Source organism: Streptomyces sp. Y1, assembly GCF_041053115.1.
GTDB lineage: Bacteria > Actinomycetota > Actinomycetes > Streptomycetales > Streptomycetaceae > Kitasatospora > Kitasatospora rubellomurina.
In genome coordinates this window covers 5,312,686-5,339,538 of the sequence record NZ_CP163445.1, presented here as the reverse complement: position 1 = coordinate 5,339,538, position 26,853 = coordinate 5,312,686, and the positions used below count along the sequence as shown (strand labels likewise).

The 26,853-nt window shown below is 72.9% G+C and carries 25 protein-coding genes; 15 read left to right on the top strand and 10 right to left on the bottom strand.

Features of this window, described 5'->3' with window-relative positions:
- Positions 1-67 precede the first annotated feature (67 nt).
- The 5 genes from AB2U05_RS23110 to AB2U05_RS23090 all read right to left on the bottom strand — a co-directional run bounded on the left by AB2U05_RS23110 (position 68) and on the right by AB2U05_RS23090 (position 4,063).
- Entirely contained in the window at positions 68-1,165 is a 1,098-nt protein-coding gene (locus tag AB2U05_RS23110; RefSeq protein WP_045705576.1) for a DUF475 domain-containing protein, read from the bottom strand.
- Positions 1,166-1,317: 152 nt separating this feature from the next.
- Entirely contained in the window at positions 1,318-1,896 is a 579-nt protein-coding gene (locus tag AB2U05_RS23105; RefSeq protein ID WP_045705574.1) for a TerD family protein, read from the bottom strand.
- A gap of 260 nt (positions 1,897-2,156) precedes the next feature.
- Positions 2,157-2,732 carry a TerD family protein gene (locus tag AB2U05_RS23100; protein WP_369184119.1) on the bottom strand — a complete coding sequence of 192 codons (576 nt, stop codon included), beginning with the start codon at positions 2,730-2,732 and terminating at the stop codon, positions 2,157-2,159.
- Positions 2,733-2,872: 140 nt separating this feature from the next.
- Positions 2,873-3,331 carry a peroxiredoxin gene (locus AB2U05_RS23095; protein ID WP_369184118.1) on the bottom strand — a complete coding sequence of 153 codons (459 nt, stop codon included), beginning with the start codon at positions 3,329-3,331 and terminating at the stop codon, positions 2,873-2,875.
- A 294-nt stretch (positions 3,332-3,625) separates the two neighbouring features.
- Positions 3,626-4,063: a DUF3052 domain-containing protein gene (locus AB2U05_RS23090; RefSeq protein WP_045693779.1), complete on the bottom strand. Its 438-nt coding sequence runs from the start codon at positions 4,061-4,063 to the stop codon at positions 3,626-3,628.
- Positions 4,064-4,579: 516 nt separating this feature from the next.
- On the opposite strand from AB2U05_RS23090, the gene aceE reads away from it, so the two are divergent.
- Entirely contained in the window at positions 4,580-7,330 is a 2,751-nt protein-coding gene (gene aceE / locus AB2U05_RS23085; protein WP_045693776.1) for a pyruvate dehydrogenase (acetyl-transferring), homodimeric type, read from the top strand.
- 68 nt (positions 7,331-7,398) lie between these two features.
- Here aceE and AB2U05_RS23080 read toward each other — a convergent pair whose 3' ends face one another.
- Positions 7,399-9,003, bottom strand: a complete 1,605-nt coding sequence (locus AB2U05_RS23080) for an MFS transporter (RefSeq protein WP_045693774.1) — start codon at positions 9,001-9,003, stop codon at positions 7,399-7,401.
- 221 nt (positions 9,004-9,224) lie between these two features.
- Between AB2U05_RS23080 and AB2U05_RS23075 the strand changes: the two genes are divergently transcribed.
- The 7 genes from AB2U05_RS23075 to AB2U05_RS23045 all read left to right on the top strand — a co-directional run bounded on the left by AB2U05_RS23075 (position 9,225) and on the right by AB2U05_RS23045 (position 16,462).
- A complete protein-coding gene (locus tag AB2U05_RS23075) occupies positions 9,225-9,902 on the top strand; it encodes a TetR/AcrR family transcriptional regulator (protein WP_045693772.1) in 678 nt (225 codons plus the stop codon).
- A gap of 145 nt (positions 9,903-10,047) precedes the next feature.
- Entirely contained in the window at positions 10,048-11,355 is a 1,308-nt protein-coding gene (locus AB2U05_RS23070; protein ID WP_369184117.1) for a sensor histidine kinase, read from the top strand.
- Between the two features lie 21 nt (positions 11,356-11,376).
- Positions 11,377-12,051: a response regulator transcription factor gene (locus tag AB2U05_RS23065; RefSeq protein WP_045693767.1), complete on the top strand. Its 675-nt coding sequence runs from the start codon at positions 11,377-11,379 to the stop codon at positions 12,049-12,051.
- Between the two features lie 129 nt (positions 12,052-12,180).
- Positions 12,181-13,308, top strand: coding sequence for an alpha/beta hydrolase (locus tag AB2U05_RS23060; protein ID WP_369184116.1), 1,128 nt, complete (start codon positions 12,181-12,183; stop codon positions 13,306-13,308).
- Between the two features lie 29 nt (positions 13,309-13,337).
- A complete protein-coding gene (locus AB2U05_RS23055; protein WP_045693764.1) occupies positions 13,338-14,576 on the top strand; it encodes an acyltransferase in 1,239 nt (412 codons plus the stop codon).
- 148 nt (positions 14,577-14,724) lie between these two features.
- Positions 14,725-15,084 carry an MmcQ/YjbR family DNA-binding protein gene (locus AB2U05_RS23050; protein ID WP_369184114.1) on the top strand — a complete coding sequence of 120 codons (360 nt, stop codon included), beginning with the start codon at positions 14,725-14,727 and terminating at the stop codon, positions 15,082-15,084.
- Positions 15,085-15,250: 166 nt separating this feature from the next.
- Positions 15,251-16,462 carry an alpha/beta hydrolase gene (locus tag AB2U05_RS23045; RefSeq protein ID WP_045693760.1) on the top strand — a complete coding sequence of 404 codons (1,212 nt, stop codon included), beginning with the start codon at positions 15,251-15,253 and terminating at the stop codon, positions 16,460-16,462.
- Between the two features lie 17 nt (positions 16,463-16,479).
- Here AB2U05_RS23045 and AB2U05_RS23040 read toward each other — a convergent pair whose 3' ends face one another.
- A complete protein-coding gene (locus AB2U05_RS23040; RefSeq protein ID WP_045693758.1) occupies positions 16,480-17,478 on the bottom strand; it encodes a YafY family protein in 999 nt (332 codons plus the stop codon).
- Positions 17,479-17,580: 102 nt separating this feature from the next.
- Here AB2U05_RS23040 and AB2U05_RS23035 point away from each other — a divergent pair, with 102 nt between their 5' ends.
- A complete protein-coding gene (locus AB2U05_RS23035; protein ID WP_369184113.1) occupies positions 17,581-18,159 on the top strand; it encodes a TIGR03086 family metal-binding protein in 579 nt (192 codons plus the stop codon).
- Positions 18,160-18,261: 102 nt separating this feature from the next.
- On the opposite strand, the gene AB2U05_RS23030 is transcribed toward AB2U05_RS23035, so the two are convergent.
- Both AB2U05_RS23030 and AB2U05_RS23025 read right to left on the bottom strand, forming a co-directional pair.
- Complete coding sequence (locus tag AB2U05_RS23030; protein WP_369184112.1) at positions 18,262-19,275, bottom strand: aldo/keto reductase; 1,014 nt, start codon at positions 19,273-19,275, stop codon at positions 18,262-18,264.
- Positions 19,272-19,775, bottom strand: coding sequence for a MerR family transcriptional regulator (locus tag AB2U05_RS23025; RefSeq protein WP_063773469.1), 504 nt, complete (start codon positions 19,773-19,775; stop codon positions 19,272-19,274). Before AB2U05_RS23025 ends, AB2U05_RS23030 begins: the two co-directional genes overlap by 4 nt.
- Before the next feature lie 134 nt (positions 19,776-19,909).
- On the opposite strand from AB2U05_RS23025, the gene AB2U05_RS23020 reads away from it, so the two are divergent.
- Positions 19,910-20,743, top strand: a complete 834-nt coding sequence (locus AB2U05_RS23020; protein ID WP_045693755.1) for a serine hydrolase — start codon at positions 19,910-19,912, stop codon at positions 20,741-20,743.
- A gap of 58 nt (positions 20,744-20,801) precedes the next feature.
- Here AB2U05_RS23020 and AB2U05_RS23015 read toward each other — a convergent pair whose 3' ends face one another.
- Positions 20,802-21,578, bottom strand: a complete 777-nt coding sequence (locus tag AB2U05_RS23015) for a pirin family protein (protein WP_369184111.1) — start codon at positions 21,576-21,578, stop codon at positions 20,802-20,804.
- A 208-nt stretch (positions 21,579-21,786) separates the two neighbouring features.
- Between AB2U05_RS23015 and AB2U05_RS23010 the strand changes: the two genes are divergently transcribed.
- From AB2U05_RS23010 to fabF, 5 genes are all read left to right on the top strand, one after another.
- Positions 21,787-22,983 carry a CdaR family transcriptional regulator gene (locus AB2U05_RS23010; RefSeq protein ID WP_045693832.1) on the top strand — a complete coding sequence of 399 codons (1,197 nt, stop codon included), beginning with the start codon at positions 21,787-21,789 and terminating at the stop codon, positions 22,981-22,983.
- Between the two features lie 91 nt (positions 22,984-23,074).
- Entirely contained in the window at positions 23,075-24,025 is a 951-nt protein-coding gene (locus AB2U05_RS23005) for an ACP S-malonyltransferase (RefSeq protein ID WP_369184110.1), read from the top strand.
- Entirely contained in the window at positions 24,022-25,053 is a 1,032-nt protein-coding gene (locus tag AB2U05_RS23000; protein WP_045693747.1) for a beta-ketoacyl-ACP synthase III, read from the top strand. Before AB2U05_RS23005 ends, AB2U05_RS23000 begins: the two co-directional genes overlap by 4 nt.
- Before the next feature lie 80 nt (positions 25,054-25,133).
- The gene (locus AB2U05_RS22995) at positions 25,134-25,376 is read left to right on the top strand and encodes an acyl carrier protein (protein ID WP_045693745.1); all 243 of its coding nucleotides are present in this window, start codon (positions 25,134-25,136) and stop codon (positions 25,374-25,376) included.
- A gap of 184 nt (positions 25,377-25,560) precedes the next feature.
- Positions 25,561-26,826 (top strand): beta-ketoacyl-ACP synthase II, encoded by a 1,266-nt coding sequence (gene fabF, locus AB2U05_RS22990; protein WP_045693742.1) that lies wholly within the window; start codon positions 25,561-25,563, stop codon positions 26,824-26,826.
- Positions 26,827-26,853: the final 27 nt, after the last annotated feature.

Sequence of the window (26,853 nt, the reverse complement as noted above, 5' to 3'; positions counted from 1 at the left end):
CGACGAGAAGCGGCCGCCTCCCGGGATTCCGGGCGGCGGCCGCTTCTCGTGGTCAGGGCGGGGCGCGCTACCTGCCGCTGCCGACCAGTTCGCCGGGCTCCTCGGCCGACGGCTCCCGCCGGTTGCGCAGGATCGACGAACCGAGCGCCAGCCCGATGAAGGCGACGCCGATCAGGCCGGTGACGATCTCCGGGATGTGGTACTTGATCCCGACCAGCAGGATCACCGCCAGGGCGCCGATCGCGTAGTGCGCGCCGTGCTCCAGGTAGACGTAGTCGTCCAGGGTGCCCTTGCGGACCAGGAAGACGGTCAGCGAGCGGATGTACATCGCGCCGATGCCGAGGCCCAGGGTGATCTGGAAGATGTCGCTGGAGATGGCGAAGGCGCCGACCACGCCGTCGAAGGAGAAGGAGGCGTCCAGGACCTCCAGGTAGAGGAAGAGGAAGAACGCGGCCTTGCCGGCGACCTGGACGATCGACTTGCCGGACTTCTCGGCCTCCTCCTCGCGCTCGGCCTCCTCCTCCAGGCCCGACTCGAAGATGGAGGAGAGGCCGCCGACCGCGAGGTAGGTGATCAGGCCGAGGACACCGGCGAGCAGGACGGTCTCGGCGTGCTCGGCGGCGAAGAAGCGGGAGGCCAGCACCAGGGCGACCAGGGCGACGACGCTGGACAGCGCGTCCAGCTTGCCGACCTTCTCCAGCGGGCGCTCCAGCCAGCCCAGCCAGTTGTGCTCCTTCTCCTCGAACACGAAGTCCAGGAAGATCATCAGCAGGAACACGCCGCCGAAGGCCGCGATGGCCGGGTTGGCCGCCTCCAGGTACTGCCCGTAGGTGAGGCCGGCGTGGGTCTTGTCGGAGTGGAGCGCGAGGTCGATGACGGTCGCGGGGTTGAGCTTCGCGGTGAGGCCGACGACCAGCAGCGGGAAGACCAGCCGCATCCCGAACACGGCGATGAGCACGCCGACGGTCAGGAAGATCCTCTGCCAGTACGGGTTCATCCGCTTCAACACCGTGGCGTTGACCACCGCGTTGTCGAAGGACAGGGAGATCTCCAGGATGGAGAGGATCAGCACGATGCCGAAGCCTTGGGCCCCCCAGAGCAGTCCGGCCGCGATCAGGCCGATGACGGTGATCGCGAACGACCAGCCGAAGGTGCGGAGGAACACGGGACTTGGTTACCTTTCGGGTCTCAGGCGTGCCGGGGCCGGCCTCGTCCCGAGACGCCCTGACCGGGCCGGGCCCGGTCAGGTCACCCCCGCACCGCCCTCTGTTCTCATCATCAGTGGGTGCTATTTGTCTGTTTTGATCTGATCAGCCCTTACTGTACGTCGACACCGAAGTCGAGGGCGATGCCGCGCAGGCCGGAGGCGTAGCCCTGGCCCACCGCGCGGAACTTCCACTCGCCCGCGTACCGGTACAGCTCGCCGAAGATCATCGCGGTCTCGGAGGAGGCGTCCTCGGACAGGTCGTAGCGGGCGATCTCCTGACCGTCCAGGGAGTTGACGACCCGGATGTAGGCGTTCCGGACCTGGCCGAAGTTCTGCAGCCGGGCCTCGGCGTCGTAGATCGACACCGCGAAGACCACCTTGTCGGCCTGCGCCGGCACCAGCTCCAGGTTGACCAGGATCAGCTCGTCGTCGCCCGCGTCGTCGCCGCCGGTGAGGTTGTCACCGGTGTGCTCGACGGAGCCCTCGGGGCTCTTGAGGTTGTTGTAGAAGACGAAGTACTCGTCGCCGAGCACCCGGCCGGAGCCGCAGATCAGCGCACTCGCGTCGAGGTCGAACGGGGCACCCGTGGTCGAGCGGGCGGACCAGCCGAGACCGATCTGGACCTGCGTCAGGTTCGGCGCGGCCTTGCTGAGCGAGACGTTCCCGCCCTTGGCGAGCGTGACCACCATGACTGCTCTTCCTCCTTGTCCTCTCCCGGAGCGCGCCTTCAAGGTGTAAACCCCCACGGCCCCGGCCGGCCCCGGTTGGCCGGCTGAACTTCCTGAACTCACCCATCCTCGCAGCGCCGCGGAGCACCACGAAGCCGGGGCGGCCCCGGACCGCGAGGGGTCCGGGGCCGCCCCGGGAAAAGCTCGGACCGCGCACGGCCGCGACGAACTCCGAAGAACCGCAAGGGACTCCGCAGCGCCGGGCCGAGGGCCGCGAACCGTCAGACGTTGACGCCGAAGTCCTGGGCGATGCCGCGCAGGCCGGAGGCGTAGCCCTGGCCGATGGCGCGGAACTTCCACTCGGCGCCGTTGCGGTACAGCTCGCCGAAGACCATCGCGGTCTCGGTCGAGGCGTCCTCGGAGAGGTCGTAGCGCGCCAGCTCCACGTTGTTCGCCTGGTTCACCACCCGGATGAAGGCGTTGCGCACCTGGCCGAAGCTCTGGCCGCGGCCCTCGGCGTCGTAGATCGACACCGGGAAGACGATCTTCTGCACGTCCGCGGGGACGCCGGCCAGGTTGACCTTGATCGCCTCGTCGTCGCCCTCGCCCTCGCCGGTGCGGTTGTCACCGGTGTGCTCGACGGAGCCGTCCGGGCTCTTCAGGTTGTTGAAGAACACGAAGTTGCCGTCCGAGGCGACCTTGCCCTGCTCGTTGCAGAGCAGCGCGCTGGCGTCCAGGTCGAAGTCCGTCCCGGTGGTGGTCCGGACGTCCCAGCCCAGGCCTACCACGACGGCCTGGAGGCCGGGGGCCTCCTTCGTGAGCGAGACGTTGCCGCCCTTGCTGAGGCTGACTCCCACTTGCCCTCCAAGAATCGGGAGGCACGGCTGGTGCCCCCGGCGGTGCGGTGCGGGGCGTCGGCGCCCGAAATCGGACGTACGCCCCATCCGCCAACGGCCCGAGCGTAGTGCGCGGTTCCCGTGCGCACCCGCGAACGGCCTCAGAGACCCGCCAGGACCTTCAGGTACTCCCGCTCGTCCCGGGCGTCCGGGAGGCCGTTGACGACGCTCCAGCGGACCGTGCCGGCCCGGTCGATCACGAAGGTGCCGCGCAGCGGGCAGCCGCGTTCCTCGTCGAGCACGCCGTAGGCACGGGCGGTCGCGCCGTGCGGCCAGAAGTCGGCGAGCAGCGGGAAGTCCAGGCCCTCGCGGTCGGCGAACACGCGCTGGGAGAACGGCGAGTCGCAGGAGACGCCGAGCACCTGGACGTCGTCGTTCTGCAGCCCGTCCAGCTCCCGCTGGAGGGCGCCCAGCTCGCCGGTGCACACGCCCGTGAAGGCGAACGGGTAGAAGACCAGGACGACGTGCTTGGCGCCGCGGAAGTCGGCGAGCCGGACGGTCTGCCCGTGCTGGTCGGAGAGCTCGAAGTCCGGAGCCTGGGTGCCGACCTCGATGGCCATGAGCGGGACCTTTCTGACGGGACCGGGCCGCGCGAGGGGCGCGGCGGGCCCCATCCTCGCATTCGCTCGCGCACGTTCGGCCGAACGGATGACGCGGCCGCCCGGGCGGCCGCTCGCCGTTCGCCCTGGGCGAACACGCCGGAACTGGCCGGAAGCTGCCGAAAGCGCTGGAAAGCGGACGAAGCCGGACCGCGGCGGCCCGGCCGGGCGGGGAGCCGGAACGGCCCGGAAACGGCACCGGGCCCCGCCGGAGTCTCCTCCGGCGGGGCCCGGTGCGGGGCCACGGGGTCCGTGTCAGCGCTTGCCGGTCGCCTTGGTGGACTTGGTCGCGAGCCGGGTGGCCGCCCAGTCCTTCGCCACGGCGATCGAGCTGGTCTGCGAGAGGCCGGCGGTCTTGGCCGCGTCCGCGATGTCGGAGGCCTCGATGTGGCCGTCCCGGCCGGTCTTCGGCGTCAGCAGCCAGATCAGGCCGCCCTCGGCGAGGTACTCCAGCGCGTCGACGAGGGCGTCGGTGAGGTCCCCGTCGTCGTCGCGGTGCCACAGCAGGACGGCGTCGGCGACGTCGTCGTAGTCCTCGTCGACGAGATCCGTCCCGGTGATCTCCTCGATGCCCTCGCGGAGGTCCTGGTCAGTGTCGTCGTCGTACCCCAGCTCCTGGACGATCTGGCCCTCTGCGAAGGCGAGACGGGCTGCCGGGTTGGACTTGTCCGCGGGGTCCGCGGTCGCGCTCACGGGAATAACCTCCAGTATTCGGCTCGGCATCCATGCCGAGGCTGTGGCCGTAGTCCACACGGGACCGGCGGTTCGCGCAAGTACCCGACCCCCGATCCCCTCCAAAGGTTGACGTGTCGCGGGGGGACACGCCGGTCGACGTGTCGGGAATCACACCGATTTGCCCTTCTCTGCGTGGGACAAGGATGCTTCGGGTGGTCCCGGCCCACAGGCCGTACGCGTGCCCGAGATGCGAACGGCGTTCGGGTCCGCGCGTGCGCGGGCGTAGAGTCTCCTGTTGGCCCTCACCCCGGCCGCCCGCCATCGGGCGGACGGGAAACCAGGTCGGACCACCTCTGTTCGTAACACCCGGGGGTGTGCGGGGCGGGCGACGAAGCCCGGACCGCGCGCCGCCAGACCGACCCGCCCACCGGGCGAGACGGTTACCGATCGGTAGAGATGACGGATCTCCGAGCGCGGTAGCACGATGGAGGCGGCGCGACACACCTCAGTTTCGACCGACAGTGAAGGAACAGCGTGGCTTCCGGATCCGATCGCAACCCGATCATCATTGGCGGCCTTCCGAGTCAGGTCCCGGACTTCGATCCCGAGGAGACCGCGGAATGGCTGGAGTCGCTCGATGCGGCCATCGACGAGCGCGGGCGTGAGCGTGCCCGCTACCTGATGCTCCGCCTGATCGAGCGCGCCCGCGAGAAGCGTGTCGCCGTGCCCGAGATGCGCAGCACGGACTACGTCAACACCATCGCCACCAAGGACGAGCCGTTCTTCCCCGGCAACGAGGAGATCGAGCGCAAGATCCTCAACGCGACCCGCTGGAACGCGGCCGTGATGGTGTCCCGGGCGCAGCGCCCGGGCATCGGCGTGGGTGGCCACATCGCCACCTTCGCCTCCTCCGCGTCGCTGTACGACGTCGGCTTCAACTACTTCTTCCGCGGCAAGGACGCCGAGGGCGAGTCCGGCGACCAGATCTTCTTCCAGGGTCACGCCTCCCCCGGCATCTACGCCCGCGCCTTCCTGCTGGACCGACTCACCGAGCAGCAGCTCGACGCGTTCCGCCAGGAGAAGTCGAAGGCTCCGTACGGCCTGTCCAGCTACCCGCACCCGCGGCTGATGCCGGACTTCTGGGAGTTCCCGACCGTCTCGATGGGCCTCGGCCCGCTCGGCGCGATCTACCAGGCCCGGATGAACCGGTACCTGGAGCACCGCGGCATCAAGGACACCTCCGACTCGCACGTCTACGCCTTCCTCGGCGACGGCGAGATGGACGAGCCCGAGTCGCTCGGCCAGCTGTCGCTGGCGGCCCGCGAGGGCCTGGACAACCTGACCTTCGTGGTCAACTGCAACCTGCAGCGCCTGGACGGCCCGGTCCGCGGCAACGGCAAGATCATCCAGGAGCTGGAGTCCCAGTTCCGGGGCGCCGGCTGGAACGTGATCAAGCTGATCTGGGACCGCAGCTGGGACCCGCTGCTCGCGCAGGACCGCGACGGCGTCCTGGTGAACAAGATGAACACCACCCCGGACGGCCAGTTCCAGACCTACGCCACCGAGACCGGCGACTACATCCGCGAGCACTTCTTCGGCAGCGACCTGCGCCTGCGCGCCATGGTCGAGAACATGACCGACCAGCAGATCCAGCACCTGGGTCGCGGCGGCCACGACCACAAGAAGGTCTACGCGGCGTTCAAGGCGGCCCGCGAGCACAAGGGCCAGCCGACGGTCATCCTGGCCCAGACGGTCAAGGGCTGGACGCTCGGCCCCAACTTCGAGGGCCGCAACGCGACCCACCAGATGAAGAAGCTGACGGTCGAGGACCTGAAGCGCTTCCGCGACCGGCTGCACCTGCCGATCACCGACAAGCAGTTGGACGAGGGCTACCCGCCCTACTACCACCCGGGTCGCGACTCGGAGGAGATCCAGTACATGCACGACCGCCGGCGCGAGCTCGGCGGCTACGTGCCGACCCGCAAGGTGCGCCCGCGCAAGCTGGAGCTGCCCGGCGACGACGCGTACAAGGCGGTCAAGAAGGGCTCCGGCAACCAGACCATCGCCACCACCATGGCGTTCGTCCGGCTGCTCAAGGACCTCATGCGGGACAAGGGCATCGGCAACCGCTTCGTGCCGATCGCACCCGACGAGTACCGCACCTTCGGCATGGACTCGCTGTTCCCCTCGGCGAAGATCTACAACCCGATGGGCCAGACCTACGAGTCGGTCGACCGCGACCTGCTGCTGGCCTACAAGGAGTCGCCGAAGGGCCAGATGCTGCACGACGGCATCTCCGAGGCCGGCTGCACCGCCTCGCTGATCGCCGCCGGCTCGTCCTACGCCACGCACGGCGAGCCGCTGATCCCGGTGTACGTCTTCTACTCGATGTTCGGGTTCCAGCGCACCGGCGACCAGTTCTGGCAGATGGCCGACCAGCTGGCCCGCGGCTTCGTGCTCGGCGCCACCGCCGGCCGCACCACCCTGACCGGTGAGGGCCTGCAGCACGCGGACGGCCACTCGCACCTGCTGGCCTCGACCAACCCGGGCGTCGTCGCGTACGACCCCGCGTACGGCTTCGAGATCGCGCACATCGTCCAGGACGGTCTGCGCCGGATGTACGGCTCCAGCGCCGAGCACCCGAACGGCGAGGACGTCTTCTACTACCTCACCGTGTACAACGAGCCGATCAAGATGCCGGCCGAGCCCGAGAACGTGGACGTCGAGGGCATCCTCAAGGGTCTGCACAAGTACGCGCCGGCCACGGCCGGCCAGATCCCGGCCCAGATCCTCGCCTCCGGCGTGGCGGTGCCGTGGGCCCTGGAGGCCCAGCGCATCCTCGCCGAGGAGTGGAACGTCAAGGCCGACGTCTGGTCCGCGACCTCCTGGAACGAGCTGCGCCGCGAGGCGGTGGAGGCCGAGGAGTTCAACCTGCTGCACCCCGAGGAGCAGCAGCGCGTGCCGTACGTCACCACCAAGCTGCAGGGCTCCGAGGGCCCGTTCGTCGCGGTGTCCGACTGGATGCGCGCGGTGCCGGACCAGATCTCCCGCTGGGTGCCGGGCCAGTACCAGTCGCTGGGTGCGGACGGCTTCGGCTTCGCCGACACCCGCGGCGCGGCCCGTCGCTTCTTCCACATCGACGCGCAGTCGGTCGTGCTGGCGGTGCTCACCGAGCTCGCCAAGCAGGGCAAGATCGACCGTTCGGCGCTGAAGGACGCGATCGACCGCTACCAGCTGCTGGACGTGGCGGCGGCCGACCCGGGTGCCGCCGGCGGCGACGCCTGATCGGCCGGTGACGCCTGAAGGGCCGGACTCCCGTACGGGGGTCCGGCCCTTCGGCGTTCGTCAGGGCATCAGACGTGCACGGCCGGGCCCGCGTCGGTGCTGCCGCGGCGGGTCAGCAGGCCGAGCACGGCCGCGCCGAAGGCGACCACGGCGGCGATCGCGAAGGCGAGCGACATGCCGCTGACGAAGGACTCGTGCACGACGCCGGCCATCGTGTCCGCCGCCTGCTGCGAGGTGCCGGGCGGGGCCGGCGGGGCGATGCCGAGCTGGGCGGCCTGCTTGAGGCCCTCGGCCTGCTCGCCCTCGACCGGCGGCAGGCCGGCCGCGGCCCACTTCTCGGACAGCCGGTCGCCGACCCGGGCGGCCATCAGGGCGCCCAGGACGGCGGTGCCGAGGCTGCCGCCGACCTGCATGGCGGCCTGCTGCAGGCCGCCGGCCACGCCGGACAGCTCCAGCGGGGCGTTGCCGACGATCACCTCGGTGGCGCCGACCATGACCGGGCTGATGCCGAGGCCCAGCATGACGAACCAGAGCGCCATCACGCCGTTGCCGGAGCCGGTGTCCAGGGTGGACATGCCGTACATGGCGACGGTGGTGAGCAGCATGCCGGCGACGATCGGGATGCGCGGGCCGAACCTGCCGATCGCCAGGCCCGCCACCGGCGAACCGACGATCATCATGACGGTCATCGGCAGCAGGTGGACGCCGGCCTCGACCGGCGACATGCCGTGCACGTTCTGCAGGTAGAAGGTCACGAAGAAGAGCGCGCCGAAGAACGCGAAGGCCATCAGGACCATCAGCAGCGTGCCCGCCGACAGCGGCACCGAGCGGAACAGGCCGAGCGGGATCAGCGGCTCCTTCGCCCGGGTCTGCCAGAGCGCGAACAGCACCATCAGCACGGCCGCGCCGATCAGGCAGAGCAGCGTCCTGCCGTTGCCCCAGCCCCAGGTGGGCGCCTTGATGATGCCGAAGACCAGGGCGAACATCCCCGCCGAGAGCAGCGCGATGCCCGGCAGGTCGAAGGACTTGGCGGCCTTCTCGGCCCGGACGTCCAGCAGGATCCACAGGCCCAGGCCCAGCGCCAGCAGGCCGACCGGGACGTTGATGAAGAACACCGACTCCCAGTTGACGTGCTCGACCAGCAGGCCGCCGACGATCGGGCCGGCCGCGGTGGAGGCGCCGATGACGCCGCCCCAGATGCCGATCGCCATGTTCAGCCGCTCGGCCGGGAAGGCCCCGCGCAGCAGGCCGAGCGCGGCGGGCTGGAGCAGCGCGCCGAACAGTCCCTGGAGCACCCGGAAGACGATCACGGTCTGGATGTTGCCCGCGAAGCCGATCGCGGCCGAGGCGGCGGCGAAGCCGACCGCGCCGGTCAGGAAGGTCGTCTTGTGGCCGAAGCGGTCGCCGATCTTCCCGGCGGTGATCAGGAAGACCGCGAGGGCCAGCAGGTAGCCGCTGGTGACCCACTGGATCTCGGAGGGCGCGGCGTGCAGCTTCTCCTGGATCACCGGGTTGGCGATGGCGACGATCGTGCCGTCCAGCGCGACCATCATCACGCCGACGGCGACGGTCAACAGGGTGAGCCAGGGGTGCCCCTTGAGGCCTCCCCCGGCGGGTGGTGCGGACGGTGGCGGGGTGTCCGCCTCGGACTTCTTGGCGACGGACTGGCTCATCTCGGGCCCTCCAGGGGAGGCAGGGGCGGAACACGGGGGTGGCGCTGCGTCGGCCCACCCGTCCCCACGAGTGCCCGGCCGACGAGCGCCACTCCCGCAGATTATGTCAGCCACTGACATTCGGCAAACGCTGTCTTCTGACCTGCACTGACATTCGAACCGAGGGTTAAGGTGGTGCACCTCACCGACCCACCACCAGCGCTCCGGAAGAGGCCCCCGCCATGGCCGTTCACTCCCCCCGCCCCGCCGCCCGCGAGGACGTCGGCCGGACCCCCGGGCTCCGCGAGCGCAAGAAGCAGCAGACCCGCGACGCCCTCGTCCAGGCCGCCCACCTGCTCTTCCTCGGCCAGGGCTTCGCGCAGACCACCGTCGACGAGATCGCCTCCGCCGTCGACGTCTCCCAGCGCACCTTCTTCCGCTACTTCGCCAACAAGGACGAGGTCGCGCTCGCCGTCATGGCCGACGCCGAGAACTACTTCCTGGAGTGCCTGGAGCAGCGCCCCGCCGAGGAGACCCCGCTGGAGGCCCTGCGCGCCTCGATCATCAAGTCCTGGCGCGACCTCGGGAACGCCGAGACCTCCGGGCCCGGCTCGATCAGCAGAGCCCTCGAACTCCTGCGGATCATCGAGGACACGCCCGCGCTGCTCGCCGCCCACCTGCGCCGGGTCACCGAGCAGGAGCGGCGGGTCGTCCAGATCCTCGCCGAACGCGAAGGGCTCGACCCCGCCGAGGACCTGCGCCCGGTCGTCCTCGCCGCCGTCTTCGGCAGCCTGCTGCGCTCCGCCCACCTGTCCTGGACCGCCGGGCACCAGCCGGCCGGGCCCGAGGGCATGGTCTCCGTCATCGAGCGGTACCTCGACCACCTCGGCCCCGCGCTGGCCGGGCACTGGCAGCCGTGACCCGGCGCGCGGCGCGGGCGCCCGTACGGCGCCCGTAGCACCGGCGCGTCATACCCGGGTAGCACCCCCACCACCCCGGTAGCACCCGGAAGTTCGCGCTCCAGTCCGACGACCCGAGCGGGCCGGCCTCCTAGGCTGGCCCGCGATGAAGACGCCCACCGAAGCCGACGTCCGCGCGTACGCCCTGCGCCAACTGCGCACCCTGCGGCACCACCTGACCACCCCGAGCGGCGACCACACCCCGCTGCTCGGCACCTCCCGCCGAGGCTGGGTCCGGCGGCTGCCGTACGTCCTGGCCGCCCTCCTGCAGACCGGGCTGATCCCCAGCGGGATCGCCGCCCTGGTCAACTTCTACGGCCTGGACCTGCCCGTCGCCGCCGCGCTCACCATCGCCCAGACCACACCGCTGTTCCTCGCCATCACCCGGCCACTGGCCGCCTGGTGGATCAGCGCCGCCACCCTGGTCGTCACCGCCGGCATCACCGCCCGCCACCACCACTTCCACGGCAGCTGGCCGTGGACGGCGCCGATGATCATCGCGTACGTCGTCCTGCTGCTCGCCCTCGCCCTGCGCGAGAGCCGGGCCACCCTGGTCGCGGCCTGGGTCGCCACCGTCCTGCTCACCGTCCTCACCACCGCCCTCGGCCTGCCCCGCTCCGGCGACGCCACCACCGTCCTGCTGATCGCGCTCAGCGGCGCCGTGCTGCTGCTCGGCTGGGCCGTCCGGGACCGCGCCGAGGCCCGCCGGCTGCTCACCGAGCAGGAGCACATCAGCGAGGCCGAACGCGAACGCCGCACCCTGCTGGAGGAACGCGCCCGGATCGCCCGGGAGTTGCACGACGTGGTGGCCCACCACATGTCGGTCATCGCGGTGCAGGCCGCCAGCGCGCCCTACCGGATCGCGGACGTCCCGCCCGAGGCCGCCGAGGAGTTCGGCACCATCGCCGGCACCGCGCGCGAGTCCCTGGCCGAGATGCGCCGGCTGCTCGGCGTGCTGCGCAGCGAGGACTCCGCCGCCGAGAAGGCCCCGCAGCCCGGCATCCCCCGACTCGCCCAGCTGGTCGAGACGGTGCGGCGGGCCGGGGTGCCCGCCGAACTCACCCTCCCCGCGGAACTGCCCCGGCCGGTGCCGCCCGCCGTCGACCTGTCCGCCTACCGGATCGTGCAGGAGGCGCTGGCCAACGTGGTGCGGCACGCGCCCGGCGCGCGGACCTGGGTCTCGCTCGCCGTCGACGGCCCCGCGCTGCTGGTCACCGTCGTCAACGCGCCCCCGCCGCAGCGCACCGAGTCGCTGGAGGCCGCGGTCGAGGGCACCGGTCACGGCCTGGCCGGAATGCGCGAACGCGTCCGGCTGGTCGATGGCAGGCTGGACACCGGCCCGCTGCCGGACGGCGGCTTCAAGGTCGCCGCCGTCCTGCCGCTCGACCCGCCCGACCAGCCCGACCAGCCCTGACACCCTCCGGGAGACACCCGCATGACCATCCGCGTGATCATCGTCGACGACCAGGCCATGGTGCGGGCCGGCTTCGCCGCCCTGCTCAGCGCCCAGAGCGACATCGACGTGGTGGGGGACGCGGCGGACGGCTCCGAGGCCCTGGAGGTGACCGGCCGCACCCACCCCGACGTGGTGCTGATGGACGTCCGGATGCCCGTCATGGACGGCCTGGAGGCCGCCCGGCGGCTCCTCGACCCCGCGACGCCCGGCGCGCACCGCCCCAAGGTGCTGATGCTGACCACCTTCGACGTGGACGACTACGTGTACGAGGCGCTGCGCGCCGGGGCCAGCGGCTTCCTCCTCAAGGACGCCCCGCCCGCCGACCTGATCGCCGCCGTCCGGGTCGTCGCCGCCGGCGAGGCCCTGCTCGCCCCCTCGGTCACCCGCCGGCTGATCGAGGACTTCGCCCGCACCCGGCCCGCCAGGCGGCGCGACCCCAAGGTCCGGCTCAACGGCCTGACACCGCGCGAGACCGAGGTGCTGGAGCTGATCGCCCGCGGCCTGTCCAACCAGGAGATCGCGGCGCAGCTGGTGCTCGCCGAACAGACCGTCAAGACCCACATCGGGCGCATCCTCGCCAAGCTCGACCTGCGCGACCGGGCCCAGGCGGTGGTGCTGGCCTACGAGTCCGGCCTGGTGACGCCCGGCCAATAGCTGGGCCTGATACCCGCCTGATACCCCGGTAGCACCCCGGAGTTGGCCCCGCGGACCGATGTCCGCGGGGCCGTCGCGTTCCTACCTTCCTCCCCGTCGCAAGCCGAACGGACCAGGGAGAGCAGGAACATGGGCAAGCTTCGAGGCGCACCGGCGTTCGCCGCCGCGCTGGCACTGGCCGCGGTGCTCGGTGCGGGCGGCTGGGCCGCCGACACCCAGACCGCCGTCACCGGCCCGCCCCCGGGCGCCGCCGACTTCACTGCCGACGCCGCCCAGGGCCCGCGCCCGCCGGACCCGGCCACCGCCGCGCCCGCCGAAGTCGCCGCCTTCTTCGCCGCGTTGCCCCCCGCCCAGCAGGACGCGCTGGCCCTCCGGCACCCCCTGACGGTCGGCAACCTGGACGGCGCCCCGATCCGCCTGCGCTACCGGGCCAACGCCCTGGCCCTCGCCGCCGAACGCACCCGCGAACTCGCCCGCGCCACCGACCCCGCCCTCACCCCGCAGGATCACGAGGCCGCCCGCACCCGCGCCGAGCGCTACCGCACCCTGCTGGACGGCCACCGGCAGATCCTCGCCTTCGACCCGCGCGGCCGCGGCCAGGTCGCCGAGGTGTACGGCGAACTCGCCGACGCCGCACGGATCTCCGTGATCGTCCCCGGCTCGGACATCGACCTGCTCGACTTCGACCGCGCCGAGGACCCGTACGGCACCCCCGCCGGCATGGCCCGCGCCCTGTACGAGGCCACCGGCCACCGCACCGCCGTGATCGCCTGGGCCGGCTACACCACCCCGGTCGGCCTCGGCCCGGACGCCGCCACCGAACGGCTCGCCGCCGCCGGCGCCCCCCGCCTCACCCGCCTGCTCGACGGGCTCGCCGCCACCGCCCGCCCGCAGAGCCCCGCGACCGTCTTCTGCCACAGCTACGGCTCGGTGGTCTGCGGCCTGGCCCGCCCGACCCCGGCCGAGGCCTCCGGCGTGGTGGTGCTCGGCTCGCCCGGCATGGGCGTCGACTCCGCCGCCGACCTCGACCCGGGCGTGCCGCTCTGGGCCACCGAGCGCAACGGCTCCGACTGGATCGGCGACGTCCCGAACGTGCGGCTGTTCGGCCTCGGCCACGGCGCCGACCCGACCGACCCCGGCTTCGGCGCCCGCCCGCTGCCCGCCACCGGATCCCACGGCCACACCGGCTACTTCGCCCCCGGCACCGCCTCCCTCGCCGCCTACGCCGCCCTCGCCCTCGGTCCCGGCCGGGCCTGAACGCCGATCCCCGACAAGGAGCACCCACCATGGCCCTCGCCGCCACGCCCCTCGCCACCCTGCGCCGCGCCGCCCGGCAGGTCGACGCCCGCACCCCCGCCACCCGCGACCGCGCCCTGGACGGCCTGCGCGCCCTCGCCCTGCTCGCGGTGCCGATCGGGCACTGGCTGCTCGGCGGCTTCACCCGCTCCCCGGACGGCGCCCTGCACAACGCCAGCCCGCTCTCCACGCTCGGCTTCTTCGCCCCGCTCAGCTGGGGGCTGCAGTTGCTCGGGGTGTTCTTCCTGGTCGGCGGCCACTCCTCGGTCCGTTCGCTGGAGCGGGCCCGCGGCAGGGGCCTGACGTACCGGAGTTGGCTGTGGGCGCGGTCCGTCCGGCTGCTGCGCCCGGTGCTCGGGGTGGCGGCCGTGTGGGCGCTGCTGCTGCCGCTGCTGCCCGCGCTCGGCGTGCCCGGGGACACCGTGCACACCGGCGCCACGCTGGTGGTGCAGCCGCTCTGGTACATCGCGGTCTACCTGGGGCTGACGGCGCTCACCCCGCTGTGCGCGGCCTTCGGCCGGCGGTTCGGCGGCTGGTCGGCGGCCCTCCTGATGGCCGTCGTCGCGGCCGTCGACCTGCTGCGGTACGGCCCGTGGGCCGCGGCCGTGCCGTCCTGGGTCGGGCTGCTGAACATCCTGCCGGGCTGGCTGTTCGGCTACCAGCTGGGCGTGCTGTGGGCGCGGGGCGGGCTCGGCCGGCGGGCGGCCCGGGTGCTGCTGCTGGGCGGCGGCGCGCTGTTCGCGGTGCTGCTGGTGGTGTTCCACTACCCGGCGAGCATGGTCGGGGTGCCCGGGGTCGAGCGCACCAACTCGCACCCGCCGTCCCTGCTGGTGCTCGCGCTCGCCGCCGTCCAGTGCGGCGCGGCGGTCCTGCTGCGGGAGCGGCTGGGGCGGCTGCTGACGGGCCGTCCGCTGCTGTGGCTGCCGGTGGTGGCGGTGAACCTGTCCGCGATGACGATCTTCTGCTGGCACCAGAGCGCGATGCTCGCGGTGGCGGTGCCCGGCGCGGCCGGCCCGGGCGCCGTCCTGGGCCTCACCACGGCGCCGGACTCGCTCGGCTGGGTGGCCGCCCGGCTGGCGCTGCTGCCGCTGTTCGGGGCCGTCCTGGTGGCGATCGGGTGGTTCGCCCGGCGCTTCGACGGGCCGTGGACGGCCTTCTCCCGGGGCGGCAAGGCCCTGGCCGGGGCCGCGGCGGCGCTCTTCGCGGCGTACGCGCTGGGTGTGGTGTGACGGGCGCCGGAGCGCGGGGCGGAAACGGGAGCGCGGGGCGACCGACAACGCGCCCCCGGCCGCTCCCGGACGACGGCGACCACCCCCCGGTGCGCGCCGGGGAGGCGCCCGGGGGCGCGTTGTCGGCGCCGTGCCCTAACCTGCCGTCATGGTGACGTTCGACGAGTTCCGCGCGCTGGCGCTGGCCCTGCCGGAGGCCGCCCAGGAGCCGACCTGGGAGATCGAGACCCTGCGGGTCCGCCACAAGATCTTCGCGATGGGCGCGCCCGAGGGCGACAGCGTCACGGTCAAGGCCACCCCCGCCGACCAGGCCGAACTGCTCGCCGCCGAGCCCGAGGTGTTCTCCTCCGCCCGGTACGTCGGCCGGCACGGCTGGGTCAGCGTCCGACTGGACCTGGTCGACCCGGAGGAGCTGCGGGACCTCGTCACCGAGGCCTGGCGGCTCACCGCGCCCAAGCGCATGGTGCGGGAGTTCGACGCGGCGGCGGACGCGCGGACGAACCACTGAGAGACGCCGGGGCGACACCCCCGGTTCATGTGAGCCATCCCACAGTTTGGTCGGGTCCGTCACCCTCCCGTGACCTCTAGGCTTGCGCAGGGAAGTTCAGCAGTCCTCATAGACACCCTCCGGGCGCCGCCCGCGAAACGGTGACGGGCCCAAGGGAGTTGGTGCGGTGCGCAACCGTCGACGCTGGAAGCGGGTACTGGTCGGGGCGTTCGCGGGCTGCGCCGTGCTCGCCGACGCCGGTGCGGCAGCCGCCCAGGCCGCCGCCGCCACCGAGCAGCTGGCGATCAGCACCCCGCCGGCCGGCAGCGCCGCCTGGGTCCAGGACCACAGCTTCGGCCACGGCCTGCCCGACCCGGCCACCACCAGCCCGGCCACCGCCGCCGAGTTCTTCGCCTCCCTCGCCCCCACCGAGCTGGACCGGCTGATCAAGGCCTACCCGCTGGTCGTCGGCAACTTCGACGGCGCCCCGCTGGACCTGCGCTACCGCGCCAACAAGATCGCCCTCGCCGAGGAACGGGACCGCGCCCGGGCCCGCGCCGCCGACCCCAAGCTGGACTCGGACGCCCGCGCGCTGGCCGTCTCGCGCGCCAACGACGTCGAGCACCTGCTCGCCCCCGAGCGCCAGATCCTCGCGTTCGACCCGCGCGGCCGCGGCCTCGTCACCGAGGTGTGGGGCGACCTGGCGGACGCCGAGCGGATCTCCGTGGTCGTCCCCGGCTCGGACGCCGACCTCGGCCACTTCGACCAGGCCGCCGAACCGCTGCGCTCCCCGGCCGGCATGGCCCGCGCCCTGCACGCCGAGGAGCAGCGCCAGGCTCCGGGCATCCGGACCGCGGTGATCGCCTGGACCGGCTACGTCACCCCCTCCGGCCTCGGCCCGGACGCCGCGACCTCCCGGCTCGCCGACGTCGGCGCGCCCCGGCTGCAGCGACTGCTCGCCGGGCTGCACGAGACCACCCGGCCGGACGCGCCCCCGGCGCTGCTGTGCCACTCGTACGGCTCGGTGGTCTGCGGCAACGCGGCGCCGGAGATCCCGCGCGCGGCCGCCTCGCCGTCCGACACCTCCGGCATCACCGACATGATGGTGTTCGGCAGCCCCGGCATGGGCGTGCAGAGCACCGGCGAGCTCGGCGGCGGCGTGCACGTCTGGGCCACCCGCAACCCCAGCGACTGGATCGGCAACGTCCCGTTCCTGGAGGTCGGCGGCCTCGGCCACGGCGCCGACCCGACCGCGAGCGGCTTCGGCGCCGAGCAGATCTCCTCGGCCCGCGCGTCCGGCCACAACGGCTACTTCACGGACGGCACGGACAGCCTGCACAACTTCGCGGCGATCTCGCTCGGCCACTACCAGGACGTCGTCCGCAACCCCGACTCCTAGTCCTGCCTGCCCAACTCCTAGTCCTGGTAGAGCCGTAGGGCCTCCGCCGCCGCCCGCGCCAGCTCCCGCCGGGCGGCCGGCGGGGCCAGCACCTCGACGTCCGCGCCGAAGGCGAGCAGCATCCGGACGGCCGGCAGGGCCGGGAAGGCCAGCGCCAGCTCGGCCCACTCCCCGCACGCCCCGGGGTTCACCCCGCTCCCCGGCTCCGGCGGCGGCGCGGTGAGCCGGCTCCCGTGGATGCGCAGGAACATGTCCAGCCGCCCGCGCCGGACCCGCACCCGCACCGGCACGTCCTTCGGCACCCGCTCCACCTGCTCGCGCAGCGCCGCCCACACCTCGCCGAGCCCCACCCCCGGGCGGCGCCGCACCACCTCCTCGGTGGTCTCGGCGGCCAGGATCCGGTCGGCCCGGAACAGCCGCGGCTCGCCGTGCAGGTCGGCCACCAGGTACCAGACCGAGGCCTTGCTCACCAGCCCGTACGGGTCCACCGCGTACTCCACCGGCGCGGGGGTGCCGCTGTGCCGGTAGCGCAGCCGCAGCCGGCGGTCGGCGAAGACGGCGTACTGCAACTCCCCCAGGTCCGGCCCGGTGCCGGGCGCGGCCCCGGCCGGGGCGTTCTGCATCCAGCGGGCCGGGTCGACCAGGATCCGCTCGCTGACCCGCTCGGCGGCCGGGCGGTGCGGCGCGGGCAGCGCCGCCATCACCTTGCGCAGCGCGGAGCCGAGCGCGCCCTCCAGCCCGAGGTCGCTGTGCGCGCTCTGGGCGGAGAGGACGAACAGCGCGCGGGCCTCGTCGACGGTCATCCCGGTGACGTCCGTGCGGTAGCCGGGCAGCAGCCGGATGCCGCCGTGCCGCCCGCGTTCGCTGAACACGGGCACCCCGGCGACGGACAGCGACTCCACGTCGCGGTAGATGGTGCGGACGGACACCTCCAGCCGTTCGGCGAGCTCGGTGGCGGGCACCCGGCCCCGGGTCTGGAGCAGCAGCAGGATCGAGAGCAGACGGTCGGCCTTCATGAACCAGAGAATTCCAGCAATCCTGACGGCAGTTGTCAGGTTTTACTGGGAGATTGCTCTCCGCAAGGCCAACTTCCCCTCGACAGCACGGAGCTGACCACCATGACCGCCGTCCAGGACGCCCGCCCGCAGTACCACGCCGCCCTCGACCAGCTGGAGCGGCTGGTCGCGACGGTCACCCCGGCCGACCTCGACCGGCCCACGCCCTGCGAGGAGTTCACGCTCCGCCAGCTGCTGAACCACGTGATCGGCGCCACCCACCGCTTCGCCTACATGGGCGAGGGCGGCCACGCCGAGGACATCGTCCCGGCCATCGAGGACCCGTCCGACGACGGCTGGCAGGCCGCGCTGGGCCGCGTCCGCACCCGGGTGACCGCCGCCTGGGCGGAGGACGCCAAGCTCGGCCGCCCGACCTTCGCGCCCTGGGGCGAGGCGCCCGGCGGCGCCGTGGTCGGCGCCTACCTGATGGAGACGGTGACCCACACCTGGGACATCGCGAAGTCCCTCGACAACGGCTTCGTGCTGGACGAGGGCCTGTCGGGCGCGGCGCTGGGCATGGCCCAGCTCGTGCTGCCGGCCGGGCACCGCAGCGAGGACTTCCCGTTCGGCCAGGTCCAGCCGGTCGCCGAGGACGCCGACGTGCACACCCGTCTGGCCGCCTTCCTGGGCCGCAGGGCCTGACCCGGCACGACCGACCCGGCGCAACCGACCCGGCGCGGCCGCCCCCGGCACCGACAGCCGGGCCGGGGAGCCCCGCCGGAGGCTCCCCGGGCCCGTCCCCCGCTACTCCCGACCGACGTGGGTGAAGCCCATGTCGCTGTAGCGGTCGCCCGCCACCGCGCCGCCGATCGGCTCCAGCAGCGCCAGCTCCTCGGCGGTCAGCCGCAGCGCGACCGCCCCGGCGTTCTCGACCAGCCGGGTGCGCTTGCGGGTGCCCGGGATCGGCACCACGGTCAGCCCGTGCACCTCGGCCCGCTGCTGCACCCAGGCCAGCGCGACCTGCGCGAGCGTCGCACCGCGCGCCGCCGCGACCTCCCGCAGCGGGGCGAGCAGGTCGCCGTTGGCCGCCGCGTTGTCCCCGGTGAAGCGCGGCTGGCTGCGCCGGAAGTCGTCCGCCGCGAGCTGGTCGGCGGCCTGGAAGGAGCCGGTCAGGAAGCCCCGCCCGAGCGGGGAGTACGGCACGAAGCCGACGCCCAGCTCGGCGGCGACCGGCACGACCGTGCCCTCGACGTCCCGGGAGAACACCGACCACTCGGTCTGCACCGCGGCGATCGGGTGGACGGCGTGCGCCTCGCGCAGCTCGCCGGCGCTCACCTCCGACAGCCCGAGGTGACGCACCTTGCCCGCCGTCACCAACTCGGCCATGGCGCCCACCGATTCGGCGATCGGCACCCGCGGGTCGCGGCGGTGCATGTAGTAGAGGTCGATCTCGTCCACGCCGAGCCGGCGCAGCGAGGCGTCGACGGCGGAGCGGATGTACGCCGGGTCGTTGCGGACGGCCCGGTAGGTCGGGTCGTCCTCCTTGCGCTCGATGGCGAACTTGGTGGCGAGCACCACCTTGTCGCGGTTGGCCCGGACGAACGGGCCGATGAACTCCTCGTTGCGGCCGAAGCCGTACATGTCGGCGGTGTCGAACAGGGTGACGCCGGCCTCCAGCGCGGCGCCCAGGGTGGCGAGCGCCTCGTCGGTGTCGGTCGGCCCGTAGAACTCGCTCATGCCCATGCAGCCGAGGCCCTGGACGCCGACGAGCGGGCCATCGGTGCCGAGCTGGACGGTGGGGAGGAGGGGGTTGGTCATGCGCTCGGCTCTTCCTCTGTTCGGTGGTACTGGCACTGGACGGGGTCGCCGGTGTCGTCGAGGACGTTCCCGGCGTAGAGATCGATCTTGTGGTCGAGCACGGCGAGGGTGGCCTGCAGGTCGACGATCTTCCGCCGGACCTCCTCGCGCTGGTCGACCAGCAGCTGGCGCCGCTCGTCGTACGTCTGGCGGCCCCGGCGGGACAGGTCGACGTAGGTGAGCATGTCCGCCACCGACATGCCGGTCAGCCGCAGCCGGCCCAGGAACGCCAGCCGGTGCAGGTCGGCGTCGCAGTAGCGGCGCTGGCCGCCGGCCACCCGGTCGACCGGGTCGAGCAGGCCGATCCGCTCGTACCAGCGCAGGGTGTGCGCGGTCAGCCCGCTGGCGGCGGAGACCTCGCTGATGGTGTGCCGCGGCGTCCGGTCCGGTTCGCCGACCGGCAGGGCGAACACCTCGGCGCAGCTGCGCAGTTCGGCCCGGACGGGCACGGGTGTGGCCATGGACGTTCCCCCTGTGCGGTGCGACCTCTGCGGTGCGAGCCCTGCGGTGCGACGTGACGACGCTATCGAGTTGGAGTGCACTCCAAGCAAGCGTCCGCTCCGGGCGCCCGCGGCACCCGGCTAGAGTCGGTGGCATGGAGAGCTTGCGGATGATCGAGAACTGGCCGGTGCCCAACGCCGCCGCGGCGGTGGTGCGGGGGTCGGACGGCGCGGTGCTGGGCGCGCACGGGCCGCAGCAGCAGCTGTTCCCGCTCGCGTCGGTGACCAAGCTGCTCAGCTCGTACGCGGCACTGGTCGCCGTCGAGGAGGGCGTGTTCGAGCTGGACGACCCGGCCGGCCCGCCCGGATCGACCGTGCGGCACCTGCTCGCGCACACCTCCGGCCTGGGCTTCGACGAGGACCGGGTGTTCGCCGAGCCCGGCAACCGCCGGCTCTACTCCAACGCGGGCTTCGACGCGCTGGCCCACGCGCTGTCCGAGGCCGCCGGGATCGCGTTCCACCGGTACGCCGCCGAGGCGGTGTTCGAGCCGCTGGGCATGAACGACACCCTGATCAACACCGCGCACAAGTCCCCGGCCGGCGCCGGCGGCCTGTCCACCGTCGCGGACCTCGCCCGGTTCGCCGCCGAGCTGCAGGCGCCCAAGCTGCTCGACCCGTCCACCGTCCGGCGGGCCACCCGCGAGGTCGCCTTCCCGGGCACCTCCGGCGTGCTGCCCGGCTACGGCCACCGCCGTCCGAACGACTGGGGCCTCGGCTTCGAGATCCGCGGCGCCAAGTCCCCGCACTGGACGGGCACCACCAACTCCCCCGCCACCTTCGGCCACTTCGGCCAGTCCGGCACCTTCCTGTGGGTCGACCCGCAGGCCGGCGCGGCCTGCATCGCGCTCACCGACCGGGACTTCGGGCCGTGGGCCGCCGAGGCCTGGCCGCCCTTCTCGGACGCCGTCCTGGCCGAGCTGCGCAACTAGGCCCTCTCTTTCGGATCTTTGCCTGATCCGACAAGATCCAAAAGAGAGGACCTGAGGATCAGCCGTACGAGACCGGCGAGTGCATCTCCCAGAGCAGGAGTTCGGCGCCGGTCTCCCCCGCGGTCGGGTCGGCGAAGGCCTCGCCGGTGATCCGCACGCTGTCGCCGGGCTCCATCGAGCGGCCGCCGCCCTTGGGCCCGGGGACGGTCCGGTAGCCGAGCGAGCCGGCCGTCAGGTGCGCGTACCGCCAGGGCGCCTCGGGCAGTTCGGGCAGCGGCTGCCAGGGGCCCGCGGTGGCCAGCCAGAGCGCCGCGTCCCCGCGGCGCAGCCGCAGGGCGCCCGTGCCGGCGTCGCGCTCCAGCCCGGAGGCGAGCAGCGTCAACCCGCCGTCCGCCGGTTCCACCTTGCGCAGCCCGTACGCCGGGGCGGCGTCGAACTCGTCCGGCTGGAGCCACATCTGGACGAAGCGCACCGGGCCGGTGGCGCCGCCGACGTTGCGCTCGGTGTGGGTGACGCCGGAGCCGGCGCTGAGGTGCTGGACCATCCCGGGCCGGACGACGCCGCTGTGCCCGTACGAGTCCCGGTGCGCCAGCGCGCCCTCCAGCACCCAGGTGAGGATCTCGGTGTCCCGGTGCTTGTGCTCCTCGAACCCGGCGCCGGGGGCGAGCAGTTCCTCGTTGCAGGCGAGCAGCGCGCCGAAGTGGGTGTTCTTCGGGTCGTAGTGCCCGGAGAAGGAGAAGGCGTGCCGGGTCTCGACGCCCTCGGCCGGCGTGGAGCGGTAGCGTTCGGCGGTGCGCCGCAGGTCGGCACGGCCGCGGTCTGGGGCCTCAGTCACGGCCCCACGGTAATGGGTGTGACCCTTGCCACCGCACCGCTGGTCCGGGGGTGTGCGCGAGCAGTCACTCACGTGAGGCAGTCTTGTCCTTGTGCCAGCCGCCTCCGCGAACTCCAAGAGCGAACCCAACCCCGCCGCACCCGAACCGGCCGGGAAGACCCCGGCCGCGAGGACCGGCCGCGACCGCCCCGGGCGCGCGGCGCCCCGCCTGACCGCCCAGGAGCGCAGAAACGCCGCCGAGCGGGCCGAGCGACGGGCGGCGACGCTCAAGCGGCTGGAGAAGTCCTCGGGCAAACTGGCCACCGCCGCGATCTCCCGGATGGACGACCAGCTGGGCTGGTACCGCCGGATGCCGCCGGAGCACCGCTCCTGGATCGGCCTGGTCGCCCAGGCCGGCATCGCCGCCTTCACCGAGTGGTACCGCCACCCCGACGCCGCGCAGGCGATCTCCACCGACGTCTTCGGCACCGCCCCGCGCGAGCTGACCAGAGCCATCACGCTGCGCCAGACCGTCGAGCTGATCCGCACCACGATCGAGGTGATGGAGGAGGCCATCGAGGAGGTGGCCGCCCCCGGCGACGAGGCGGACATGCGCGAGTCGGTGCTGGTGTACGCCCGGGAGATCGCCTTCGCGACCGCCCAGGTGTACGCCCAGGCGGCCGAGGCGCGCGGCGCCTGGGACGCCCGGCTGGAGGCGCTGGTGGTCAACTCGCTGCTGTCCGGCGACGCCGACGAGGGCGTGCTCTCGCGCGCCGCGGCGCTCGGCTGGGGCCAGCCCAGCCAGGTCCGGGTGGTGATGGGCAGCGCGCCGGACGGTGACAGCGAGCTGGTGGTGGAGGCGATCCGCCGGGCCGCCCGGTACGCCAAGCTGCACGTGCTGACCGGGGTGCTGGGCAAGCGCCTGGTGGTCGTGGTCGGCGGCGAGAAGGAGCCGGTGCACGCGGCCCGGGCGCTGATCGGCCAGTTCGCGCCGGGCCCGGTGGTGGTCGGCCCGACCGTGCCGGACCTGCTCTCGGCGACCCGCTCGGCGCACGCCGCGGCGGCCGGTCTGCGGGCCTGCGCGGCCTGGCCGGACGCGCCCCGCCCGGTGCTGGCGGACGACCTGCTGCCGGAACGGGCACTGGCCGGGGACCAGGCCGCCCGGCGCCAGCTGGTGGAGGAGATCTACACACCGCTGGACGAGGCGGGCTCGGCGCTGCTGGAGACGCTGAGTGTCTACCTGGAGCAGGCGTCCTCCCTGGAGGGCGCGGCCCGGATGCTCTTCGTCCACCCCAACACGGTTCGCTACCGGCTCCGACGCGTGACCGACGTCACGGGGTACGCCCCCTCCGACGTACGTTCGGCGTTCACGCTCCGGATCGCGCTGGCCCTCGGCCGGCTCGCGGACGCGGGGGAGCCCGGCTGACTCCGGGTGTAGGGACCATACAATCCCGGATGGTTTTCTTCGTTACCGTCGCCTACCCGCCCCTGGGCGCCTGGCGAGAGAGGGTTGAACCGTGCTCGTAATCGTCGCCCCTGGACAGGGTGCCCAGTCCCCCGGATTCCTCAGCCCCTGGCTCGAACTCGACGGTGTCGCCGACCGTCTGCGCCGCTGGTCGGAGGTCGCCGAACTGGATCTGGTGCACGCCGGTACCGAGGCCTCCGCCGAGGAGATCAAGGACACCGCCGTCGCCCAGCCGCTGCTGGTCGCCGCCGGGCTGATGGCTGCCCGTGAGCTGTTCCCGGACGAGGCCGTCGCCCGCAAGCTGGTCGGCGCCGTCGCCGGTCACAGCGTCGGCGAGATCACCGCCGCCGCGGCCGCCGGGGTGCTGAACGCGCACGACGCGCTGACCTTCGTCCGTGAGCGCGGCCGGGCGATGGCCGAGGCCGCCGCCGTCACCGAGACCGGCATGATCGCCGTGCTCGGCGGCGAACCGGAGGTCGTCGCGGCGAAGCTGGCCGAGCACGGCCTGACCGCGGCCAACAACAACGGCGGCGGCCAGATCGTCGCCGCCGGCACGCTGGCCCAGCTGGAGGCCCTGAAGGCGGACCCGCCGGCCGGCGCCAAGATGGTCGCGCTGAAGGTGGCCGGTGCCTTCCACACCGAGCACATGGCCCCGGGCGTCGCCCGGCTGGCCGAGCTCGCCCCGAGCCTGACCGTGGCGGACCCGCAGGTCCGGTACGTGTCCAACCAGGACGGCGGGGTCGTGGACTCCGGCGCCGAGGTGCTGTCGCGCCTGGTGTCGCAGGTCTCCAACCCGGTCCGCTGGGACCTCTGCATGGAGTCCTTCGGCCGACTGGGCGCCACGGCCGTGATCGAGCTGTCCCCGGCGGGGACCCTCACCGCGCTGCTGAAGCGCAACCTCAAGGGCGTGGCGACGCTGGCCCTGAAGACCCCCGCCGACCTGGACAAGGCCCGCGCCCTGATCGAGGAGCACGCGGGCGAGCAGCAGGAGGACCAGGCATGAGCAAGCCGCAGATCCGCCCGGCGTCCGGTGCGCAGTACTCGCGCATCCACGGCGTCGGCGGCTACCGCCCGGTCCGGGTGATCCCCAATGCCGAGGTCCTGGAGTGGATCGACTCCTCGGACGAGTGGATCCGCACCCGCAGCGGGATCGAGCAGCGCCGCTGGGCCGGCCCGGAGGAGTCCGTCTCCGAGATGTCGGTGCAGGCCGCCGGCAAGGCGATCGCCCAGGCCGGCATCGCCCCGGAGCAGATCGGCGGCGTGATCGTCGCGACGGTCTCGCACCTCAAGCAGACCCCCGCGATCGCCACCGAGATCGCCGAGCGGCTGGGCTGCGGCACGGCCCCGGCCTTCGACATCTCGGCCGCCTGCGCCGGCTTCGGCTACGGCCTGGGCCTGGCGGACGGCATGATCCGCGGCGGCAACGCCGAGTACGTGCTGGTGATCGGCGTCGAGCGGCTGAGCGACCTGACCGACAAGTCGGACCGCTCGACCGCGTTCATCTTCGGCGACGGCGCCGGCGCCGCGATCGTCGGCCCGTCCGACAGCCCCGGCATCGGCAAGCTGATCTGGGGCTCGGACGGCTCGCAGAAGGACGTCATCTCGCAGACCCAGGCCTGGGACACCGCCTTCGCCCAGCCCGGTGCGATCAACGGCACCGGTGACGAGGTGAAGTGGCCCGCGCTGCGGATGGAGGGCCAGCCGGTCTTCCGCTGGGCGGTCTGGGAGATGGCCAAGGTGGCCCAGCAGGCGCTGGACGCCGCCGGGATCACCGCCGACCAGCTCGGCGCCTTCATCCCGCACCAGGCCAACATGCGGATCACCGACGCCATGATCAAGGCGCTCAAGCTGCCCGCGTCGGTGCCGGTCGCCCGCGACATCGCCGAGACCGGCAACACCTCCGCGGCGTCCATCCCGCTGGCGATGGAGCGGATGCTGGAGAGCGGCGAGGCCCGCAGCGGCGACCTCGCACTGATCATCGGGTTCGGGGCGGGTCTCGTCTACGCGGCGACAGTCGTTACGCTCCCCTAGGCGCGTATCGCCCCACCACCCACAAGCCCGCACCCGGCCGCCGGTCGGATGCGTTCAACACCTGTAGAGGAGCAGCCAGTATGGCTACCAAGGACGAGGTTCTGGAAGGTCTCGCCGAGATCGTCAACGAGATCGCCGGCATCCCGACCGAGGACGTCCAGCTCGACAAGTCCTTCACCGACGACCTGGACGTCGACTCGCTGTCCATGGTCGAGGTCGTCGTGGCCGCCGAGGAGCGTTTCGACGTCAAGATCCCGGACGACGAGGTCAAGAACCTGAAGACCGTCGGCGACGCGGTGGACTACATCCTCGCCCACGCCTGAGCGATCGACGCGTTCGATCCCTCCGATCCGTCCGGCGGCTCACCCGCCCCGGACGGATGACCGGTCGGCCCGACTCGCCCCGAGTCAGGCCGGCCCACCGGCCGGGACGCCCCACCGGGCGCCCGGCCGGGCCCATCTTTCGGCTCGCCGCCGACCGCACGCAACGTGAGAGAAGAAGAAACCAGTGACCGCTGAAAACCGCACCGTGGTCGTCACGGGTATCGGCGCCTTCACGCCGCTGGGCGGCGACGCCGCCACCACCTGGGAGAACCTGGTCGCCGGGCGCTCCGGAGTGGCGGCCCTGACCGAGGAATGGGCCGCCGACCTGCCCGTCCGGATCGCCGCGCGCACCGCCGTCGAGCCGGGCGAGATCCTGCCCCGCCCGCTGGCCCGCAAGCTGGACCGCTCCGCGCAGTTCGCGCTGATCGCCGCCCGCGAGGCCTGGGCCGACGCCGGCTACGACGGCCCGGCCACCGACGAGGCCTCCAAGCTGGCCCCGGAGCGCCTGGGCGCTGTCATCGCCTCCGGCATCGGCGGCGTGACCACCCTGCTCGACCAGTACGACGTGCTGCGCGAGAAGGGTGCCCGCAAGGTCTCCCCGCACACCGTGCCGATGCTCATGCCCAACTCCCCGGCGGCCAACGTCGGCCTGGAGGTCGGCGCCCGCGCCGGTGTGCACACCCCCGTCTCCGCCTGCGCCTCCGGCGCCGAGGCGATCGGCTACGCGATCGAGATGATCCGCAGCGGCCGCGCCGACGTCGTGGTGGCCGGCGGCACCGAGGCGGCGATCCACCCGCTGCCGATCGCCGCGTTCGCCAACATGATGGCGATGTCCAAGAACAACGACGAGCCCGAGCGCGCCTCGCGCCCGTACGACAAGGCCCGGGACGGCTTCGTGCTGGGCGAGGGCGCGGGCGTCGTGGTGCTGGAGTCGGCCGAGCACGCCGAGGCGCGCGGTGCCCGGATCTACTGCGAGGCCGTGGGCCAGGGCCTGTCCTCGGACGCCCACCACATCGCCCAGCCCGAGCCGACCGGCGCCGGCGTGGCCCGCGCGCTGGCCGACCTCTTCGAGCGCAACGAGCTGGACAAGGCCGAGATCGTGCACGTCAACGCGCACGCCACCTCGACCCCGCAGGGCGACACCGCCGAGCTGAAGGCGCTGCGCAAGGAGCTGGGCGACGACCTCGACCACATCGCCGTCTCGGCCACCAAGTCGATGACCGGCCACCTGCTGGGCGGCGCCGGCGGCATCGAGACCGTCGCCACCGTGCTGGCGCTGTACCACCGCGTCGCCCCGCCGACCATCAACGTCGAGGAGCTGGACGACGACGTGGAGGCGGACATCGTGCGCGACGAGGCCCGCAAGCTGCCCGAGGGCCGGATCGCCGCGCTGAACAACTCGTTCGGCTTCGGCGGCCACAACGTGGTGCTGGCGTTCCGCAGCCGCTGACGCACCCGGGACGGCACACGGAAGGGG

Excerpts from the sequence above, each read along its gene's own strand:
- AB2U05_RS23105 (WP_045705574.1), bottom strand. The coding sequence starts at position 1,896 with ATGGTGGTCACGCTCGCCAAGGGCGGGAACGTCTCGCTCAGCAAGGCC.
- AB2U05_RS23095 (WP_369184118.1), bottom strand. The coding sequence starts at position 3,331 with ATGGCCATCGAGGTCGGCACCCAGGCTCCGGACTTCGAGCTCTCCGAC.
- AB2U05_RS23080 (WP_045693774.1), bottom strand. The coding sequence starts at position 9,003 with ATGAGCCAGTCCGTCGCCAAGAAGTCCGAGGCGGACACCCCGCCACCG.
- AB2U05_RS23075 (WP_045693772.1), top strand. The coding sequence starts at position 9,225 with ATGGCCGTTCACTCCCCCCGCCCCGCCGCCCGCGAGGACGTCGGCCGG.
- AB2U05_RS23070 (WP_369184117.1), top strand. The coding sequence starts at position 10,048 with ATGAAGACGCCCACCGAAGCCGACGTCCGCGCGTACGCCCTGCGCCAA.
- AB2U05_RS23065 (WP_045693767.1), top strand. The coding sequence starts at position 11,377 with ATGACCATCCGCGTGATCATCGTCGACGACCAGGCCATGGTGCGGGCC.
- AB2U05_RS23060 (WP_369184116.1), top strand. The coding sequence starts at position 12,181 with ATGGGCAAGCTTCGAGGCGCACCGGCGTTCGCCGCCGCGCTGGCACTG.
- AB2U05_RS23055 (WP_045693764.1), top strand. The coding sequence starts at position 13,338 with ATGGCCCTCGCCGCCACGCCCCTCGCCACCCTGCGCCGCGCCGCCCGG.
- AB2U05_RS23050 (WP_369184114.1), top strand. The coding sequence starts at position 14,725 with ATGGTGACGTTCGACGAGTTCCGCGCGCTGGCGCTGGCCCTGCCGGAG.
- AB2U05_RS23040 (WP_045693758.1), bottom strand. The coding sequence starts at position 17,478 with ATGAAGGCCGACCGTCTGCTCTCGATCCTGCTGCTGCTCCAGACCCGG.
- AB2U05_RS23035 (WP_369184113.1), top strand. The coding sequence starts at position 17,581 with ATGACCGCCGTCCAGGACGCCCGCCCGCAGTACCACGCCGCCCTCGAC.
- AB2U05_RS23030 (WP_369184112.1), bottom strand. The coding sequence starts at position 19,275 with ATGACCAACCCCCTCCTCCCCACCGTCCAGCTCGGCACCGATGGCCCG.
- AB2U05_RS23025 (WP_063773469.1), bottom strand. The coding sequence starts at position 19,775 with ATGGCCACACCCGTGCCCGTCCGGGCCGAACTGCGCAGCTGCGCCGAG.
- AB2U05_RS23020 (WP_045693755.1), top strand. The coding sequence starts at position 19,910 with ATGGAGAGCTTGCGGATGATCGAGAACTGGCCGGTGCCCAACGCCGCC.
- AB2U05_RS23000 (WP_045693747.1), top strand. The coding sequence starts at position 24,022 with ATGAGCAAGCCGCAGATCCGCCCGGCGTCCGGTGCGCAGTACTCGCGC.
- AB2U05_RS22995 (WP_045693745.1), top strand. The coding sequence starts at position 25,134 with ATGGCTACCAAGGACGAGGTTCTGGAAGGTCTCGCCGAGATCGTCAAC.